Raw genomic sequence first — 17,261 nt, forward strand, 5'->3', positions numbered from 1 at the left:
GATGTCGATCGCCAGCCGTCGCCGCTTCCAGCTTGCGCTCCTGCTCGGGCCCGTCTCGGCCTTCCTCGCCATCTTCTTCCTTGGCCCGCTCGCGATCATGATCGTGACCAGCTTTCTTGCGCCCGGTCTCTACGGCGGGGTGGAGTGGACCTTCTATCCGCACAATTTCGGCCGCATCCTCGGCTTCGCCGATCCGATGTTCGAGGATTTCGATCCGATCTACATTGCGATCTTCCTCAATTCGATCGAGATCGCGGCGCTCACGGTGCTTGCGACCCTTCTTGTCTGCTATCCCGCGGCCTTCTGCATCGCCCGGCTTTCCGAGCGTTGGAAGAATTTCTGCCTGTTCCTGATCACGCTGCCCTTCTTCACCAGCCTGATCGTGCGGCTCTTCGTCTGGGTGCTGATCCTGCGCCAGACCGGCCTCGTCAACGAGGTGCTTTTGTCGTCAGGGCTGATCGAACGGCCGCTCGACCTCATCTACACCAAGGGCGCGATCATCCTCGGCATGACCTATGTGTTCATCCCCTTCATGTTCATGCCCGTCTATGCCAGCGTCGAGAAACTCGACTGGACGCTGGTGCGCGCCTCGCTCGATCTCGGCGCCGGTCCTGTGCGCACCTTCTGGCGCGTCATCCTGCCGCTGACGGCTCCTGGCATTGCCGGAGGTGCTGTCATCGTCTTCATCCCGGCACTCGGCAATTTCGTCGTGCCGGCCGTGCTTGGCGGCGCCAAGGTGATGATGTTCGGCAACCTGATCGAGCAGCAGTTCCTCGCCGCCCGCAACTGGCCCTTCGGCGCAGCACTTGCGATGATGGTAATGAGCGTCATGCTGATCATGATGGTCGCCCATGTGGTGCTTTCCGGACGGCGCAGCGCCACCGCAGCGCTGGCACGGTGAGGTCATCCATGAAGATCGCTCGATCCCTTTTCACCGGTGGCCTGCTTGCCTACACCGGCCTGTTCTTCGCCTTCATCTACATTCCGCTGGTGGTCATCGCCGTCTATTCGTTCAACGCCAATCCGGTGAACATGATGACCTGGACGGGCTTCACCACCGAATGGTACGCGCAGGTGCTCGGCTTCAAGACCAAGGTCTCCGAAAGCGCGCTCTATATCGAATCGACGGGACAGTTGCTGCAGGCGGTGTGGAACAGCCTCGTCATCGCCGCGTCAACGACAGCCATTGCGACCGTCTTCGGCACGGCAATTGCGATCGCCCTCCACCGCTTCGAGTTCGTCGGCCAGCGCTTCTATCGGGTCGTGATGTTCATGCCGATGCTGATGCCGGATATCGTGCTCGGCATCGCGCTTTTGATCTTCTTCGTCAATTCCGGCATCAAGCTCGGCCTGACGACGATCATCATCGGCCAATGCACCTTCCTGATTTCCTACGTTTTCATCGTCGTCTCGGCGCGCCTTGCCGGGATGGACCGGACGCTCGAACACGCGTCGGCCGATCTCGGCGCCAATGAGTGGATGACGTTTCGCCGGGTGGTGCTCCCGCAGCTCTTTCCGGCAATCGTCGGCGGCGCACTGCTCGCCTTCATCATCTCGATGGACGATCTCGTCATCACCTACTTCATCGCCGGCGTCGACGTCACCACGCTGCCGATGTTCATCTTCTCCATGCTCCGACGCGGCATCAAGCCGGAGATCAACGCCATCGCCGTGATGATGCTGACCTTCTCCTTCGTCGTCGCCTCGCTCGGCCTCTACCTTCGCTCCCGGCAGAAATGATCATGACCGACAAAACTTCGACGCCTTCGCCCGTGCGCGCCCGCGATATCGGCCTGCCCTTTTCCGGCCGCACCGGCCGCTTCAACGCCATCACCGATGTCGAGGGCATCGCCGTCGGCTTCCGCACCATCGAGGAGCAAACGCCGCGTCCTGGCCGCAAGCGCCCCGTGCGCACCGGCGTCACGGCCATCCTGCCGCATGCCGGATCGGAAACGCCGGTGCCGGTCTATGCCGGCGTGCACCGCTTCAACGGCAACGGCGAGATGACCGGAACCCACTGGATCGAGGATGGCGGCTTCTTCCTCGGTCCCGTCATGATCACCAACACCCACGCGGTCGGCATGACGCACCACGCCACCATAAAGTGGATGCTGGAGCGCTACAGGACGACCTATGACACCGACGACTTCCTGTGGCTGATGCCGGTGGTCGCCGAGACCTATGACGGCGTTTTGAACGACATCAACGGCCAGCCGATCACGGAAGCCGATGTGCGCGCAGCCCTCGACGACGCCACGTCGGGCCCGGTGCAGGAGGGCAATTGCGGCGGCGGCACCGGCATGATTGCCTATGGCTTCAAGGGCGGCACCGGCACGGCCTCGCGCATCGTCGAATTCGGCGGCCGCGACTACACGATCGGCACGCTGGTGCAAGCCAATCACGGCCAGCGCGACTGGCTGACGATTGGGGGCGTTCCGGTCGGCAAGCACATGCGGGACGGCACGCCGCAAAGCCAGATGCAGGAGCGCGGCTCGATCATCGTCGTGATCGCCACCGATCTGCCGATGGCGCCGCATCAGTTGAAGCGGCTGGCGCGGCGCGCGGCGATCGGCATCGGCCGCAACGGCACACCCGGCGGCAACAACTCCGGTGACATCTTCCTCGCCTTTTCCACCGCCAACACCCAGCCGATGGCCCACAAGGCGCCCCCGCGCCTGTCGCTGGAGATCGTCAACGACGAACTGCTTGATCCGGTCTATCTCGCAACCGTCGACAGCGTCGAGGAGGCGGTCGTCAACGCGATGATCGCGGCTGAGGATTCCGGCGGCACGCCCCACGATCGCTTCAGGATCCAGGCGATCCGGCACGAGGCGCTGATGGAGGTGATGCGGGCCTATGGCCGATGACCGGCAGCCTTCGCTCCCGGGGTCGGTGACTTAGCCGGCTCCGGACGAGCCGACGCGCGCGCGGCGCCAGTCGCTCGGCGCCTCTCCGACCCGCAGGCGGAAGAAACGCGAGAAATAGGCAGCGTCGGCAAAGCCGATTTCATAGGCGATGTCTTCGAGCGGCCGCACGGTGAAGAGCAACAGTCGCTTGGCCTCGAGCAACCGACGCTCATTGATCAGTTCCTTCACCTGCATGCCGAACGCGTCTCTGCTCGCCTTGGCGAGCAGATGCGGCGTCGTTGCGAGTGCATCGGTGTAGTGCCCGACGCTCCAGTTCTCGCGAAAGTGTCCGTCGATGAGCCGGCGAAGTTCGGTTGCAAGCATAGCCTGCGTCGCCTGGGCGGTGGCGGGCGCGGCGGCTGCCAGACGCGCGATCTGCGTCAGCACGGCGGCGACCAGCGACGCCAGCATCTGCTGGGCGCCGGCCGCACCGCCGGCATACTCATCGGCGACGATATCGAGCAATTCCGCAAGGCGACGCCAATGCCGGTCCCCGCTGTCACCGCGGATCATCGTCGGCCTATCGAGCGGAAGCGTCGTGTTCTCTCGGATCGAAAGCAGCGCGCCGTCGGCAATCGAGACGACGACGGCGTCGCTCATCTCCGGATCGACGGAAAAGCCGTGTACGGTGCCGCTCGGCACGAAGCTGACGGCCGGTGCGGAAAAGTCCAATGGCTTGTCGTCGATAAAGTACGTTCCCCCGCCGCTCAGCCAGTAGGTGATCTGTCCCATCTGGTCGTGCTTGTGGGCCTTCACCTGTCCCTGATGCAGGTTACGCCGCGCCATCACCGTCTCGACGTGGAAGAATCCGGGCTCGAGCGTCTGCTCAGGCTCGCCGTAGACGAAGAAACTTGGGATGCTGCCGGTCATGCCTCACCGAAAAAAGTACAAGTCATTTTGCCATTCTGTCCATGGCAGCGGACGATTTCAACGCCTAGCCTTGACGAAACTCAAGGAGGAGAAAATGAGAGCAGAGGATTTCCGCGCCGACCGGACGCGGCCCTTTACCGGCGCCGAGTATCTGGAGAGCCTGCGCGACGGCCGCGAGGTCTATATCAACGGCGAGCGCATCCACGATGTCACCAGCCACCCGGCCATGCGCAATTCCGCCCGTTCGCTCGCACGGCTTTACGACGCGCTGCATGATCCGGCAAAGAAGGACATCCTGACCTCGCCGACCGACACCGGCTCCGGCGGCTACACGCACAAATATTTCCGCGTCGCCCGCTCCTCTACTGACCTTGCCGCCCAACAGGGCGCAATCGCCGAATGGGCGCGCATGTCCTATGGCTGGATGGGCCGCACCGCCGACTACAAGGCGGCGCTGATGAACACGCTCGGCGCCAATGCCAACTGGTACGGTCCCTTCAAGGACAATGCGCTTGCCTGGCACAGACGCGCCCAGGAAGCGGCCCTCTTCATGAACCATGCGATCGTCAATCCGCCGATCGATCGCCACAAGCCGGCGGATGCGGTGAAAGACGTCTTCGTCCACATCACCAAGGAAACGGACGCCGGCATCTACGTCTCGGGTGCCAAGGTGGTCGCGACCTCCTCGGCGCTGACGCATTACAATTTCCTGGCGCAAAGCTCGGCGACGGTGACGGAAGATCCGTCGCTCTCCGTCATGTTCATCGTCCCGATGAACGCGCCCGGCATCAAGATGTTCTGCCGTGTCTCCTACGAGCAAACCGCCAATACGGTCGGCCATCCCTTCGACTATCCGCTGTCCTCACGCTTCGACGAGAACGACGCGATCCTGGTGCTCGACAATGTCTTCGTGCCCTGGGAGGATGTGCTGGTCCTGCGCGATGCCGCCAAGATCCTCTCCTTCCACCCGGCCTCCGGCTTCATGCACGGCTACTGCTTCCAGGGCTGCACCCGTTTCGCGGTGAAGCTCGACTTCCTGGCGGGACTGCTTGCCAAGGCCTTGAGGGCGACCGGCGGCGACGCCTTCCGCGGCAACCAGGCGGCACTCGGCGAGGTTATTGCGCTGCGCCATATGTTCTGGAGCTTCTCCAATGCCATGGCGCACAACCCCATTCCCTGGGCCGACGGTGCGGTGCTTCCCAATCTCGAGGCCGCCCTTTCCTATCGAACCTTCATGTCGGAGGCCTATCCGCGGGTGGTCGAAACGATCCGCAAGGTCGTCGCCTCGGGCCTCATCTACCTGCCGTCTTCGGCGCGCGACTTCGGCAATCCCGAGATCGATCGTTACCTGGCGCAATATGTGCGCGGCTCCAACGACATGGGCCACATCGAACGCATCAAGATCATGAAACTGCTTTGGGACGCGACGGGGACCGAGTTCGGCGGTCGGCATGCGCTCTATGAGCTCAACTATGCGGGCGCCCCGGAAGAGGTGCGCCTTCAGGTACTGAAAGGCGCCGAACGCGGCGGGCGGCTGAAGGAGATGGAAGCGCTGGTCGACCAATGCATGGCCGACTACGACGAGAATGGCTGGACCAGCAGCACCTGGCTGCCGCCCCTCGGCGAGACTGCATCCCTTCGCAACGCAGCCGAATGAGGTCCGCCATGGAGCCGCTCGTCTCGAAGACCGAGTTTCGCAACGCCATGGCGCGGGTCTGCGCCCCGGTCAACGTCATCACCACCAACGGACCCGCCGGACGCGGCGGGTTCACCGCCACCGCCATGTGCTCGGTGACCGACGAGCCGCCGACACTGCTCGTCTGCATGAACAGGAACTCCGCTCAATGCGGCCTGTTCATCGACAACAGGCGCTTCTGCGTCAACGTGCTCAGCCACGACCACCGGGACCTCGCCGGCCATTTTGCCGGCGCCACGAAGGATATGGCGGCGCGCTATGCGGCCGCCGACTGGGTCGAGATGCAATCGGGCAGTTTTGCCGTCAAGGATGCCATCGTCTCGCTCGACTGCGAACTGTCAGAAGCGCGGCTCCTCGGGACGCACCACATCCTGATCGGCCGGGTCGTCGGCATTCGCTCGCGCAGCGACGGCAATGCCCTGCTCTACTTCGACCGCAACTACGTGCACGTGCCGACCCAACTCGGAAGTTTCGGCGGGTAAGGGCCGGCAACGGCCATTTGTCGAGCACGACACAATCGACCTGTTCGGCCGCTGCCGCAGCAGCTCTTGCCCAAGAGCCGACGCAATCCACATCCACATGCTGATCAGCGCCTTTTGCTTTTTCCAGAAACGCGTCTATTTGCTTGGCGCGAATGAGAAAGGAAAACCGAATGGTGGTTGCTCAGCCAACTGGACGACCAATGGCGGAAGCGAAGGGCCGAGAGTCCGATCGCCTGGCCGCCCTCGAACAGCTCGATATCCTGGACACCCCGAGGGACGAAGGCATCGACCGCGTGGTGCGGCTGATCAGGCAGGTCTTCGCCATCGAGATCGGGATCGTCTCTTTCATCGACGCGCATCGGCAATGGTACAAGGCCTGCTCGGGCCTCTCGGCCGACGAGGTTCCGCGCAAGGATACGTTCTGCAAGCACGTGGTCGCGTCCGAAGAACCGCTGATCGTCAATGATGCTACGAAGGATCCGCGGTTTTCGCAGCACCCTGCGGTGACCGGCGAGGACCACATTCGCTTCTACGCCGGCGTGCCCCTCAGAACCAGGGACGGGCACACGGTCGGAACGGTGTGCGCGATCGATCGTTCGCCCAAGCCCTTCGCCGACCGGGATCTCCAGATCCTGACGGAACTGGCAGGGGTAGCGATGGATCGGATCGAGCTGCTTCGCTCGGCCGCAACCGACGGGCTCACAGGCACGCTCACCCGACGTGCCTTCCGGGAAGAGGCGGACAAGCTCATCAAGCTTGCCGTAAGACATCAGCACGAGCTGTCGTGCATCGTGCTCGACGTCGATCATTTCAAGCGCGTCAACGACACGCATGGCCATGCGGCCGGGGACGAGGTTTTGAAGGCCGTCGCCTCCGTCTGCCAGTCCAACCTTCGCGCAAGCGACGTGTTCGGACGGCTCGGAGGCGAGGAATTCGCCATCATGCTGCCGCATGTCGACGCGCAGGGCGCGCTGGCGGCCGCGGAGAAACTGAGAGCGGCGATTGCCGCGCAAACAATCCATGGTGACTTCGGCCAGCTCGCCGTGACCGCGAGCTTCGGGACATCCCCGCTCTCGATCAAAAGCAGAGACAGCGGCACCTTGCTCGCTCAGGCCGATGCGGCGATGTATCTCGCCAAAGCCGCCGGACGAAATCGCTGTGTCGATTGGAGCGGCCTCGACATTCGCCATCATGCGAGCCCCAGGCAACGCGTCCTCAAGGCCGGCTCGATCGTCCTCAGCGACCCTGACGTCCGGATAGACTGCACGATCCGGTCGCTTGGTGCCGACGGCGCGGCCGTCACGGTCTCGGACTCGGCGGGCATACCCTCCGAAGTCGTGCTGGCCGTTCCCGGCGACGGTTTTGAAGCGCGGTGCCAGGTGGTGGCCCGGGACCGGCAGAACCTCGAACTCGCTTTCGGCTGAATCAGCGGGCCGTGGAAAGGGGGAGGCGCGCCGGACCGGCGACCTCCCCCTTTCTGTCCTTGGGCGGCGAATACTATTTCGTAGCCGGCTCCAGGGACTTCAGCGCAGCCGATCTCCTGCCGCCCTGCATCTTCCGGAACAGGAAGAAGTAGAGCTTGATGTACTGCCCGACGAGAATGGCGTTGAGGATCGTGCCTTCGCGGATGAACTTGACCTCGGCGAGGAAGAGCAGACCGATACAGGCCGACAGAACGAGCAGCGTACAGTCGAAGCCGGTCTTGATGTTGCCCCACTTCCAGCCGGTGCGCTTGAAGATCGTATTGACGAACATGTCGATCGGCATCAGCACGAGATTGGCGCGGATCATCAGGAACAGGCCGAAGGCGAGCGCCGCATCGGCAAAGACCAACAGCGCGACCCTGAGCGGATAGGCGTCGAGCTTGATGAACTCGGTGAGGCCGAGGTTGAAGTCGAGGAACACTGCCAGCACGAAGGCCGGGATCAGCGACGCGAAGTTCTTGAGCTTGAAGTCCTTCGGCAGGACCAGATAGGTCAGGAACAGCATGATCAGTTCGAGCATGAAGTTGTAGGTGCCCTGGCTGAACGGCGGATAGACCAGCGTCATCGTCCGCGTCAGGCTGCTCTGGGGTGAGATGCCGATGCCTGCCCGGATCGCCAGGCTGACACCGAAGGTCAGCACATAGATGCCGACGACATACATGATCCAGCGCCGCGTCAGGCTGCCGGTATCGACGATCTCGGCTTCCGCCGCATTGTGTTCCATTGTTTCCTCCCTCGAAACTTAAGCGGGTTTCCTTCCCCCGCCTGCCCATCGCCCCCTCAGCGATGCGCTTTTGAAATCTCCCGGCATCTCCGCCCATTGTCGGGGCGGCACGCCACATTTCAGGCAGGCGGGCGCCGCAACGCCCGCCTGCTCTTTCTCAACCGGCTCTAGGCCATGAAGCGGAAGCGATGCAACGAGATGAACAGGCTGAGCAGCTTGTTGACCACCGGTTCGCCTTCGTTGTGGTTGCCGAGCGCTTCGAGTGCCGTATCGATCGCAGCGGCGCTGGCCGTCAGTTGCTCGACGCTCATGTTCGCCATGACCCCGTAGATCTCGAGCGGCATGACGGCTTTCTCCACCCTGTTTTCGGTGACGATGCAGGCGCCGGCATGGGTATCGACCCGTTTGAGGCAATGGCACATTTCGGCGCTGTCCTGACCGACGACAACGAAATAGGGCTTCGGCGCCGGCCAGAACGTCGCCACCGCGCCGCGATCCACATGCACGCCCTTGAACAGGCCGTTGACCACGTGACGCCTGCCATCGGCATAGCGCTGAACGACCGACAGCCGGCTCAGCTTCGCGCCCTCATGCTCGGCAACGACCTTGCCATCCTTCAGCGGAACCCAGACTTCCTGGTAGAATTTGGCGTGGCCGCGGCCGTAGACATCGAACAGGTAGACCTTGGCCTGCGTGCCGTCTTCCGATACTTCCAGGGGCACGATGTCCAGTTGCTCCGGCGAGAGATCAGCGAGGCCGGAAACGCCGTCCTTGCACATGCCGGAATAGTCGATGTCAGCATTCTTCAGCAGCTTGCGGTCTTTTGCGACCAGTTCGCCATCCTTGAACACGTAGAGCGGATTGATCTTCGACAGGCTGTCGGTCAAGACGATGTCAGCGAAGCGGCCGGGCGTCAGCGACCCGATCTTGTCTTCCATGTGGAAAGAGCGCGCGGTGTTGTAGGTCGCCATCTTGATCGCGTGGATCGGGTTGATGCCCATTTCGGCTGAGAGCGAAATGATCCAGTCCATGTGGCCCATGGTGAGCAGTCGCTCGATCGAGATGTTGTCGGTGCAGAGCATGAAATTGTCGGTCGGCCATTTGCGGTCGACGATCGCGCGCAACAGCACCTTGATCACCTCGCTGCTGCCGACCCCGAACTTGATGTGGGTCGGGAAGCCGTAGCGAATGCTCTTTTCGATGTCCTTCTCGTTCCAGACGTCGTGATTGTTGGAGACGCCGATCGCCGGCAGGTAGTTGAGGATCATGTCGGAGAGCGCGGTGACGCCCCAGTGGCCGTTCATAAAACCGCCCTTGGCGCGGACCCAGGCCGCCTTGCGGAAGTCATCGTCATTGCCGGAACTGTAGGTGAAGTGCTCGAACTCGCCGAGGCCGATCACCGGTTCCATCTTGAGCACGGCTTCCGTCACCGATGCCGCGGTCTTCTTGCCCGGTGCGAAGGCATAGAGCCGATAGGGCAGCTGCTCGTAATCCTTAAACAGGCTCTCGGCCGCTTCGATGCCTTCCTTGCCGGCGGCGCTGAGCAGATCCAGGCACTCGGCATAGATCGTCGTCGTGCCGCAGGGAACCATCGCCTCGGCGAGTGCCGTCGGGTGCGCGAGCTGGGATTCGAAGTGGATGTGCGCGTCGATCAGGCCGGGGATCGCATAGAGGCCCTTGCCGTCGAAGACTTGCTTGACCTTCAAGACGGTCTCGTCGGGGTTGAGCGCAACGATGCGCTTGTCATAGACGAGAATGGCCCCCTGGTAGACGGTCTCTCCGTGAACATCGAGGATGTTCAGGTTCTTCAAAAGAAGATCCGCCTCCCGCTCGCCGTTCAGGATGTCGAAGATGGCGCGCACCTTTTCGTAATGCACGGCTTCAGTCTGGTTCACGAATAGTCCTCCACTTTCATAGCCATCGGCGCCTGCCGGCAGGCCGCGCGCTCCGCGCCAGCGGACGTCTTGCACTTGTTGCGGTGCCGGCAGTGCGCCCCTGGCAAACCATAAGAAGTCATTGCACTGCTTCCGAAAAGCAGTATTTTCTGCTCGTATCGTTCGCTTTTCGAGAACGGATAATTGAGGGAGACCATGCTGCATTCACGCGTGCTGCGCTATATCGACGAGGTGGCGCGCTCAGGCTCGATCCGCGGAGCGAGCGAGCGGCTGAACGTTGCCGCCTCCGCCATCAACAAACATGTGCTGCAGCTTGAGGAAGATATCGGCGAACCGCTGTTCGAACGGCTGCCGCGTGGCCTCAGGCTGACGCCGGCCGGCGAAATCCTCGTCGCGCATGTGCGCCGGACGATGAAGGAATACAGCCAGGTCGAGGCGGAGATCCGCGATATCAAGGCGCTGCAGAGCGGTGAGGTGATCATCGCCACCATGAACGGCCTTTCCGGCGGCATCGTGCCGAAGGTGGCCGCAATCTTCGGCACGCGCCATCCGCGTCTGAAGATCACGATCCGGGTGATGTTTGCCCGCGACATCGTTCAGGCGGTTTCCGATGGCGAGGCCGATCTCGGCTTCGCCTTCAATCTCCCCTCGGCGCCGCCGCTCGAGACGCTGTGGAAGATGGATACGCGGCTCGGCGCGGTGGTGGCGCCGGAACATCCGCTCGTCGGCATGGAGACTTTGCCGCTTGCCTATTGCCAGCCCTACCCACTGATCTTTGCCGACAAGTCGATGCAGATCCATGGCATCGTCGCCGACGCCTTCGCTGAGGCCGGGCTGACAGTCGAGCCGAGCTATCTCACCAATTCCATCGAGGCGATGAAGTTCCTGGCCGCGGCCGGCGACGGCATCGCTTTCCTCAGCAAGTTCGACATTACCGAGGAACAACGAAACGGCGTGCTGACATATCTTCAAATCCGCGACCGGACTTTTGCAAAGAACGTGCTTTCGCTGGTGCAGCGGGAAAGACGCGGCCACGGCCTCGCAGCCGCGATGTTTGCCGAGGAAATCATCCGGGCTTTGCGGGCGACGATGGAATAGCGGGCCCATCCGGCTCGGCGCCGATGCGGCTTACCCCCCTTGTTCAGAGCTGGATCCAGGCCGTTTTCAGATCAGTGTACTTGTCGAGCGCGTGCAGCGACTTGTCGTGACCATTGCCGGACTGTCTGACGCCGCCGAGCGGCACGGTATTGTCGGCGCCGCCATAGGTATTGACGTGTACCACGCCGGCGCGGATGCCGCGCACCATGCGGTGCGCGCGCGACAGGTTCGCAGTCCAGACGGCCGACGCCAGACCGTAGTCGGTCGCGTTTGCGATCCGGAGTGCGTCGATCTCGTCATCGAACGGTATGACCGCAAGCACGGGGCCGAAGACCTCCTCCTTCGCCAGCTTCATATCGGGCTCGACGTCGAAGACGGTCGGCTGCATGTAATAGCCACCGGTCTCTTCAAGGATACGCTTGCCGCCAGAGCGCAGCCGCGCGCCTTCGACCTCCGCGTCTCTGACGAATTCGAGGTTCTTCTGAAGTTGCGCATCGCTGGAGATCGCGCCGGCTTCGGTCGTCAGAAGCAGCGGATCACCAACCTTCAAACTGGCTGCGATCGCCGCCACCTTCTCAGCGAAGGCTTCGTGAATGGAGCGCTCGACCAGGAGCCTTGAGCCGGCAACGCAGACCTGGCCGGAGTTGCGGAAGATGCCGTAAGCCGAAACGCGCGCCGCCTGGTCGAGATCCGGCGCATCGGCAAAGACGACGTTCGGCGACTTGCCGCCGAGTTCGAGGTAAACGCGCTTCAGGTTCGAGCGCGCAGAATATTCGAGCAGCCGGCGGCCGACGCCGCCCGAGCCGGTGAAGGCGAGTACGTCGATATCACCATGGAGACCGATCGCCTCGCCCGTGGTCGCGCCGCGACCGGTGACGACATTCAAGACACCCTCGGGCAGGCCGGCTTCGGCGCAGATTTCAGCGAGCCGGAGCAGGCTGAGCGACGCGCCTTCGGCCGGTTTGAGCACCACGGAATTGCCCGCCGCGAGCGCCGGCGCGATCTTCCAGGCGCCGATCATCAGCGGAAAGTTCCAGGGAACGATCGCGGCGACCACGCCGATCGATTCGCGATGGATGAGACCGAGGATGGTGTCTGCCGTCGGCGCGATCTCGCCATAGACCTTGTCGAGCGCCTCCGCATAGTAGCGGAAGGTGCCGGCGGCACTTCCCGGTTCGGCCTTCAGCGCCATCGAAATTTCGGTGCCATTGTCACGCACGCCGAGCACGGCGAGCTCCAGCGCCTGCGCCTCGATGAGTTCGGCAATGCGGGTCAGAACCTTCTTGCGCACCGCGGGCGCTGCCTTCGACCAGCTTCCCTTCTCGAAGACGGTACGGGCGGCGCGGACCGCGGCATCGACGTCTTCGGCACCCGCATCGGCAATCGTCGTCAGGTGGCGGCCGTCGATCGGCGAGACGACGTCGAGGCTTTGACCGGAGAAGCTTTCCTGCCAGCGGCCACCGATGAACAGCTTCTGGGCCGTCACGGGCAGGTTGCGCAATTGATCGATCTTGTCCTGCATGATGTGCTGTCCCGATTGACTTGCGGGAATGGCGGCGAGCCCGCCATCCCTGCCTTGGAAATTTATGCAATTCCCGGAATTCGCTTCACGCGTTTCCGGGAATTGCAGGCCTGCGCTCAGATCTCCTGGCCGGCACCGAGGCGGGCGAATTCGAGCGGGTTGCCCGACTTCAGCGATGCCGCAAGCGCCAGACCGATAACGCCGAAGATGACGACCAGCCCCGGCAGCAACACGGCAAGCATGCCCGTGGCGCCGGCGAGGTCGCCGAAATTCACCGCAATCGCGATGATGACGGCAATGAGGATCAGGCCGGTCACGACGGGAATGACCTTGGTCACCAGCGGGTTGCGTTCAAGGCCCGGATTGCGGCCGAAGAAAGCGACGATCGCAAAGGCGGTAAAGGCCATCAGCGTCATGACCGCAAGCGTACCGACATTGGTGAGCCACGAGAACAGCGCCAGCACCGGATCCTGCCCAGTCGCGGCAAAGAGCGCCACGACCATCACGGCGATCACCGTCTGGATCAGCGAGCCGACATGCGGGCTGTGGTAGACCGGATGCGTCACGCCGAGGGACGCCGGCAGCAGTCGTTCGCGGCCGGCGACGTAGAGGTAGCGCGCAACGCCGTTGTGGAACGCCAGCACGCCGGCAAAAAGGCTGGTGACGAAGAGCACGTTCATCAGCGGCGGCAGCCAGCCGCCGGCGTAACGGTCGGCGAGCCCGAAAAGGAAAGTGGTCGGGTCGGCGAGACCCTGCAGTTCCGATACCAGCTTGTCGGCACCGGCCGCGTTCACCATCAGCCAGGAGGTGAACATGTAGAAGACGCCGATGATGAGCACGGAAATATAGGTCGCACGCGGCACGGTCTTCTCCGGATCGCGCGCCTCCTCGCTGTAGATCGTCGTCGCTTCGAAACCGATGAAGGCGGCGAAGCAGAAGAGAATGCCGATCGACGGCGAACCGGAGAGGATCGCCGAGGGCGTGAACGAAACCGTCGTCAATCCGCCGTCGCCGCCCTTGGCGAGGATCGCGACGTCGATGACGAGCACGACCAGATATTCAAGGATGACGAGGATAGTCAGCACCTTGGCGGAGAGATCGACGCGGCGATAGCCGAGAACGCCGACCGCCGCGATGCCGAGAAAGGTCCAGATCCACCAGGGCAGGTCGATACCCAAGCCGGCGAAGAGCCCCGCCGTTGCCGCGCCGAAGAGCCCGAAGACGCCGATCTGCATGGCGTTATAGGCAAGGATCGCGATCATCGCCGCGGCACCGCCCATCAGACCGCCGAGGCCCTGTGCCGTATAGGCATAGAAGGCACCGGCATTGCGGATGTGCCTCGCCATGGCGACATAGCCGACGGAAAATAGAAGCAGGATCGCCGTGACGATCAGGAACGTGCCGGGAATACCCGCACCGTTTCCGAGCATCATCGACAGCGGAACGCCGCCGGCAACCGCGGTCAGCGGTGCGGCAGCGGAAACGACGAGAAAGGTGACGGCGCCGACGCCGAGGGCGTTCTTGCGCAATTGGTTCGCCCCGGTCACGGGCGAGGGTGAAGTGGTCATGGTCTTGGCTCCCCTTGCTGGCGCGAACGCCTCTTCGCCTCCGGTCCTTCTCTCCGGCGGCTGCTCCCTGAAGCGGACTTGAGGCGCGGGGCTTGCTTTTTGTCTTTGCCGCGCAAGTCTTTCGGTTCATTATTTGAACCTCAGCTTCAAATATAGACTTGCAAATTGCATCTGGCCCTGTCAAGTTATTTCGCATGTTAAGTATCTCGACCGGAAACAACCAGGAGAGCGGGCCTACCGCTCCTTAGGAGGGAACAGGCGAGAAGACTGACGGGGCGCTCGACAACGGAGGAATGGATGAGCACCATCGGTAAGGCCCTGACCTTGCTCGACACGATCTCGCGCCTCGAAAAGGAAGCGGGCCTGAGCGACATCGCCAGGCATTGCGGGCTCGACAAGGCGACGGCCAGGCGCTTCCTCGTCGAACTGGAAAAACACGGCTTCGTCGAGCAGGACATGGAAACGCGGCGCTATCGGCTCGGCGGTGCGCCGGTGCGGCTTGCCCGTATCCGCGAGACGCGTTTTCCCTATCTGAGCGTGGCGACGCCTTTCGCAAAGGAACTCGCAAGCCTCACCGGCGAAACCGTACACCTCTCAGAACACGCAGCCGGTCGTCTCTCGACCATCCATGTCGAGGATTCGCAACGGGCGCACCGGGTCATCGTCGATGTCGGCAGCATCCTGCCCTTCCACGCGACCGCCTCCGGCCTCGGTTTTCTTGCCTTTTGCCCGCAGAAGGAGATCGACGCGGCCCTGTCGGCGCCGCTTCAAGCCTTCACCGACCACACGCTGACCGACCCGACCGCTCTGCGCCAGACCTTGGGCGAGACGCTCCGGCGCGGCTACTCGATCTGCCATCACGGGCTTGAAACCGGCGTCGTCAGCGTCGCCGCTCCGATTCGCGCGCCCGGCAGTACGCCGGTCGGCGCGATCGCCATCGCAGCCCCCGCAACGCGGGCCGACAAGGAGACGGTTGAACAGATGGGGCGCGCCGTTATGGCGACAGCCAGACGTATTTCCGAAAGACTTTTCGGGTTGGAGCAGGCTGCTGCCGATCCGCTGGCAAGGAGGGCCGGCTGATGAATGCAATGAACCGCCTCCCCAATATCCTGGTCGTGGGTACGGGAGACACCAAATGCGACGAACTCCAGTTCATGGCGTCTGTCATCCGCGAAGCCGGCGGCATGCCCGTAATGATGGATGTCAGCATTCTCGGCGACCCACCCTATGTGCCTGAGTATTCTCGTCACGACATCGCCGAAGCGGCAGGCGTCACCATCGCGGCGATTGCCGCAAGCGGCGACGAACACAGCGCCATGGCGCTGATGGCGGAAGGTGCCGCCGCCCTCACCCGCTCGCTCTACGAAGCCGGCCAGGCCGACGGGGTCATTATCCTCGGCGGTTCCATGGGCACCGATCTCGCCCTCGACGTTGCCGCGGCGCTGCCGCTCGGCGTGCCGAAATTCATCGTCTCGACCATTGCCTTTTCGCACCTGCTGCCGCCGGAGCGCATCGCCCCGGATCTGATGATGATCCTCTGGGCCGGCGGGCTCTACGGCCTCAACGGCATCTGCCGCTCCGTGCTTTCACAGGCCTGCGGCGCCGTTGTCGGCGCCGCGCGCTTCGGCACGAAACCGGATGGGGCGCGGCCGGTGATCGGCATGACCTCGCTCGGATCGAGCTGCCTCAAATACATGAAACACCTGAAACCCGAACTCGAACGCCGCGGCTACGACGTCGCCGTCTTCCACTCGACCGGCATGGGCGGGCGCGCCTTCGAGGCGATTGCCGCTGAGAAGGGTTTCACCGCTGTCTTCGACCTCTGCATCCAGGAGGTCAGCAACCACCATCATGGAACGGTCGTCACGTCAGGACCGGACCGGCTGGAGAATGCCGGGCGATCCGGCATTCCGCAGATCGTTGCACCCGGTGCTGTCGACATGGTTGACCTGCCGGCCTGGCAACCGGTTCCTGAAACCTTCGCCGGCCGTCCCTATCACGCTCACAACCGGCTGCTCGGCTCGGTGACCACCTCGTCGGAAGGGCGGCGCGAGATCGCTCGCGTCATCGGCGGCAAACTTGCCGGCACCGGCGCTGAGGTCGCCTTCATCCTGCCGCTTCGGGGCATCCAGGAATGGGACCAACCGGAGGAGCCGCTGCATGAGCCGGAAGCGCTCGACGCCTTCATCGACGAGATGCGCCGGTCGATCCCGTCAGGCGTCGCGCTGCACGAGGTCGACAGCCACATCAATGCGCCGGAATTCTCGCAGGCTGCACTTGCAATCTTCGACGACTGGGTGGCACGCGGCATCGTGCCCGAGGGCCGGCCATGACGAAAACCTTAACCGGCACCAGGAGCGACAAGGCACTGATCCTCGATTTCGGCGGCGTCGTCACCCGCACGCTGTTCGAAACCCATGACGTCACCGAGCGCGCGCTCGGCCTTGCGCCCGGCACGCTCACGTGGCGCGGTCCCTTCGATCCTGCCACCGATCCGCTCTGGACGGCGATGCAGCGGCGCGAGATTACCGAGCGGGACTATTGGACAACACGCACGCGCGAGGTCGGAAAGTTGCTCGGCGAAGACTGGAGCGACATGAAGACCTTCGTGCAACGGGCGCGTGGGGCCGAGCCGGAACTCGTGCTCAGGCCCGAGGCGCGTGAGGCGATCCTCACCGCCCACAGGGCGGGCATCCGGCTCGCGATCCTCTCCAACGAACTCGACCTCTTCTACGGTGTCGCGTTCCGCGAGCGTTTCCCGCTGATCGAACACTTCGAGACGATCGTCGACGCCACCTACACCCATATCCTGAAGCCCGATCCACGCGCCTATGAGCTGGTACTGAGCCAGCTCAACTTGCCGCGCGAAGCCTGCGTCTTCGTGGATGACCAATTGAAGAACACCGAGGGTGCGCGGGCCGTCGGCCTGCCTCACGTCCATTTCGACGTCACCCGCCCCGCTGAAAGCTATGCCCGAGCGCTTCGGATGCTCGGCCTTGAACAGACAGGAGCATGA

15 protein-coding genes are annotated in these 17,261 nt (G+C 63.1%); 10 read left to right on the forward strand and 5 right to left on the reverse strand.

The features are described from left to right. Position 1: 1 nt before the first annotated feature. From XB14_RS19980 to XB14_RS19990, 3 genes are read left to right on the forward strand one after another with little or no spacing between them, the layout of a single operon-like run. Positions 2–901 carry an ABC transporter permease gene (locus tag XB14_RS19980; RefSeq protein ID WP_077963337.1) on the forward strand — a complete coding sequence of 300 codons (900 nt, stop codon included), beginning with the start codon at positions 2–4 and terminating at the stop codon, positions 899–901. A gap of 8 nt (positions 902–909) precedes the next feature. Further along, a complete protein-coding gene (locus XB14_RS19985) occupies positions 910–1,740 on the forward strand; it encodes an ABC transporter permease (RefSeq protein WP_077963338.1) in 831 nt (276 codons plus the stop codon). A 2-nt stretch (positions 1,741–1,742) separates the two neighbouring features. After that, positions 1,743–2,867, forward strand: a complete 1,125-nt coding sequence (locus XB14_RS19990) for a P1 family peptidase (protein WP_077963517.1) — start codon at positions 1,743–1,745, stop codon at positions 2,865–2,867. Positions 2,868–2,897: 30 nt separating this feature from the next. On the opposite strand, the gene XB14_RS19995 is transcribed toward XB14_RS19990, so the two are convergent. Then, positions 2,898–3,776 (reverse strand): helix-turn-helix domain-containing protein, encoded by an 879-nt coding sequence (locus XB14_RS19995; protein WP_077963339.1) that lies wholly within the window; start codon positions 3,774–3,776, stop codon positions 2,898–2,900. 94 nt (positions 3,777–3,870) lie between these two features. Here XB14_RS19995 and XB14_RS20000 point away from each other — a divergent pair, with 94 nt between their 5' ends. The 3 genes from XB14_RS20000 (at position 3,871) to XB14_RS20010 (ending at position 7,378) form a co-directional block, all read left to right on the forward strand. Continuing rightward, the gene (locus XB14_RS20000; protein WP_077963340.1) at positions 3,871–5,433 is read left to right on the forward strand and encodes a 4-hydroxyphenylacetate 3-hydroxylase N-terminal domain-containing protein; all 1,563 of its coding nucleotides are present in this window, start codon (positions 3,871–3,873) and stop codon (positions 5,431–5,433) included. Between the two features lie 8 nt (positions 5,434–5,441). Beyond that, on the forward strand, positions 5,442–5,954 hold the full coding sequence (locus XB14_RS20005; protein WP_077963341.1) for a flavin reductase: 513 nt from the start codon (positions 5,442–5,444) through the stop codon (positions 5,952–5,954). A 170-nt stretch (positions 5,955–6,124) separates the two neighbouring features. Next, the gene (locus tag XB14_RS20010) at positions 6,125–7,378 is read left to right on the forward strand and encodes a sensor domain-containing diguanylate cyclase (protein WP_077963342.1); all 1,254 of its coding nucleotides are present in this window, start codon (positions 6,125–6,127) and stop codon (positions 7,376–7,378) included. Between the two features lie 73 nt (positions 7,379–7,451). Here the strand turns inward: XB14_RS20010 and XB14_RS20015 are convergent, their stop codons facing one another. Together XB14_RS20015 and XB14_RS20020 are read right to left on the reverse strand one after the other, a co-directional pair. Further along, positions 7,452–8,162 carry a YczE/YyaS/YitT family protein gene (locus tag XB14_RS20015; RefSeq protein WP_077963343.1) on the reverse strand — a complete coding sequence of 237 codons (711 nt, stop codon included), beginning with the start codon at positions 8,160–8,162 and terminating at the stop codon, positions 7,452–7,454. A gap of 167 nt (positions 8,163–8,329) precedes the next feature. After that, entirely contained in the window at positions 8,330–10,057 is a 1,728-nt protein-coding gene (locus XB14_RS20020) for an amidohydrolase family protein (RefSeq protein ID WP_210190030.1), read from the reverse strand. Between the two features lie 195 nt (positions 10,058–10,252). On the opposite strand from XB14_RS20020, the gene XB14_RS20025 reads away from it, so the two are divergent. Continuing rightward, entirely contained in the window at positions 10,253–11,155 is a 903-nt protein-coding gene (locus XB14_RS20025; RefSeq protein WP_077963518.1) for a LysR family transcriptional regulator, read from the forward strand. Positions 11,156–11,198: 43 nt separating this feature from the next. Here XB14_RS20025 and XB14_RS20030 read toward each other — a convergent pair whose 3' ends face one another. Both XB14_RS20030 and XB14_RS20035 read right to left on the reverse strand, forming a co-directional pair. Continuing rightward, complete coding sequence (locus XB14_RS20030; protein WP_077963345.1) at positions 11,199–12,677, reverse strand: aldehyde dehydrogenase; 1,479 nt, start codon at positions 12,675–12,677, stop codon at positions 11,199–11,201. Between the two features lie 116 nt (positions 12,678–12,793). Next, entirely contained in the window at positions 12,794–14,245 is a 1,452-nt protein-coding gene (locus XB14_RS20035; RefSeq protein WP_077963346.1) for an APC family permease, read from the reverse strand. 297 nt (positions 14,246–14,542) lie between these two features. Between XB14_RS20035 and XB14_RS20040 the strand changes: the two genes are divergently transcribed. The 3 genes from XB14_RS20040 to XB14_RS20050 are packed head-to-tail and all read left to right on the forward strand — an operon-like array spanning position 14,543 to position 17,261. Then, entirely contained in the window at positions 14,543–15,325 is a 783-nt protein-coding gene (locus XB14_RS20040) for an IclR family transcriptional regulator (RefSeq protein ID WP_077963347.1), read from the forward strand. Next, positions 15,325–16,578 (forward strand): Tm-1-like ATP-binding domain-containing protein, encoded by a 1,254-nt coding sequence (locus tag XB14_RS20045; RefSeq protein ID WP_077963348.1) that lies wholly within the window; start codon positions 15,325–15,327, stop codon positions 16,576–16,578. The genes XB14_RS20040 and XB14_RS20045 overlap by 1 nt, the downstream gene beginning before the upstream one ends. After that, positions 16,575–17,261: an HAD family hydrolase gene (locus tag XB14_RS20050; protein ID WP_077963349.1), complete on the forward strand. Its 687-nt coding sequence runs from the start codon at positions 16,575–16,577 to the stop codon at positions 17,259–17,261. Before XB14_RS20045 ends, XB14_RS20050 begins: the two co-directional genes overlap by 4 nt.

The sequence above is a fragment of the Ensifer adhaerens genome, assembly GCF_002007205.1.
Lineage (GTDB): Bacteria > Pseudomonadota > Alphaproteobacteria > Rhizobiales > Rhizobiaceae > Ensifer > Ensifer adhaerens_D.

What these genes read in the sequence shown, in the direction of transcription:
- XB14_RS20050 (WP_077963349.1), top strand. Translation starts at nt 16,575, where the DNA reads ATGACGAAAACCTTAACCGGCACCAGGAGCGACAAGGCACTGATCCTC.
- XB14_RS19980 (WP_077963337.1), top strand. Translation starts at nt 2, where the DNA reads ATGTCGATCGCCAGCCGTCGCCGCTTCCAGCTTGCGCTCCTGCTCGGG.
- XB14_RS20005 (WP_077963341.1), top strand. Translation starts at nt 5,442, where the DNA reads ATGGAGCCGCTCGTCTCGAAGACCGAGTTTCGCAACGCCATGGCGCGG.
- XB14_RS20040 (WP_077963347.1), top strand. Translation starts at nt 14,543, where the DNA reads ATGAGCACCATCGGTAAGGCCCTGACCTTGCTCGACACGATCTCGCGC.
- XB14_RS20045 (WP_077963348.1), top strand. Translation starts at nt 15,325, where the DNA reads ATGAATGCAATGAACCGCCTCCCCAATATCCTGGTCGTGGGTACGGGA.
- XB14_RS20000 (WP_077963340.1), top strand. Translation starts at nt 3,871, where the DNA reads ATGAGAGCAGAGGATTTCCGCGCCGACCGGACGCGGCCCTTTACCGGC.
- XB14_RS19995 (WP_077963339.1), bottom strand. Translation starts at nt 3,776, where the DNA reads ATGACCGGCAGCATCCCAAGTTTCTTCGTCTACGGCGAGCCTGAGCAG.
- XB14_RS20015 (WP_077963343.1), bottom strand. Translation starts at nt 8,162, where the DNA reads ATGGAACACAATGCGGCGGAAGCCGAGATCGTCGATACCGGCAGCCTG.
- XB14_RS20025 (WP_077963518.1), top strand. Translation starts at nt 10,253, where the DNA reads ATGCTGCATTCACGCGTGCTGCGCTATATCGACGAGGTGGCGCGCTCA.
- XB14_RS20010 (WP_077963342.1), top strand. Translation starts at nt 6,125, where the DNA reads ATGGTGGTTGCTCAGCCAACTGGACGACCAATGGCGGAAGCGAAGGGC.
- XB14_RS20035 (WP_077963346.1), bottom strand. Translation starts at nt 14,245, where the DNA reads ATGACCACTTCACCCTCGCCCGTGACCGGGGCGAACCAATTGCGCAAG.
- XB14_RS20030 (WP_077963345.1), bottom strand. Translation starts at nt 12,677, where the DNA reads ATGCAGGACAAGATCGATCAATTGCGCAACCTGCCCGTGACGGCCCAG.
- XB14_RS19985 (WP_077963338.1), top strand. Translation starts at nt 910, where the DNA reads ATGAAGATCGCTCGATCCCTTTTCACCGGTGGCCTGCTTGCCTACACC.
- XB14_RS19990 (WP_077963517.1), top strand. Translation starts at nt 1,743, where the DNA reads ATGACCGACAAAACTTCGACGCCTTCGCCCGTGCGCGCCCGCGATATC.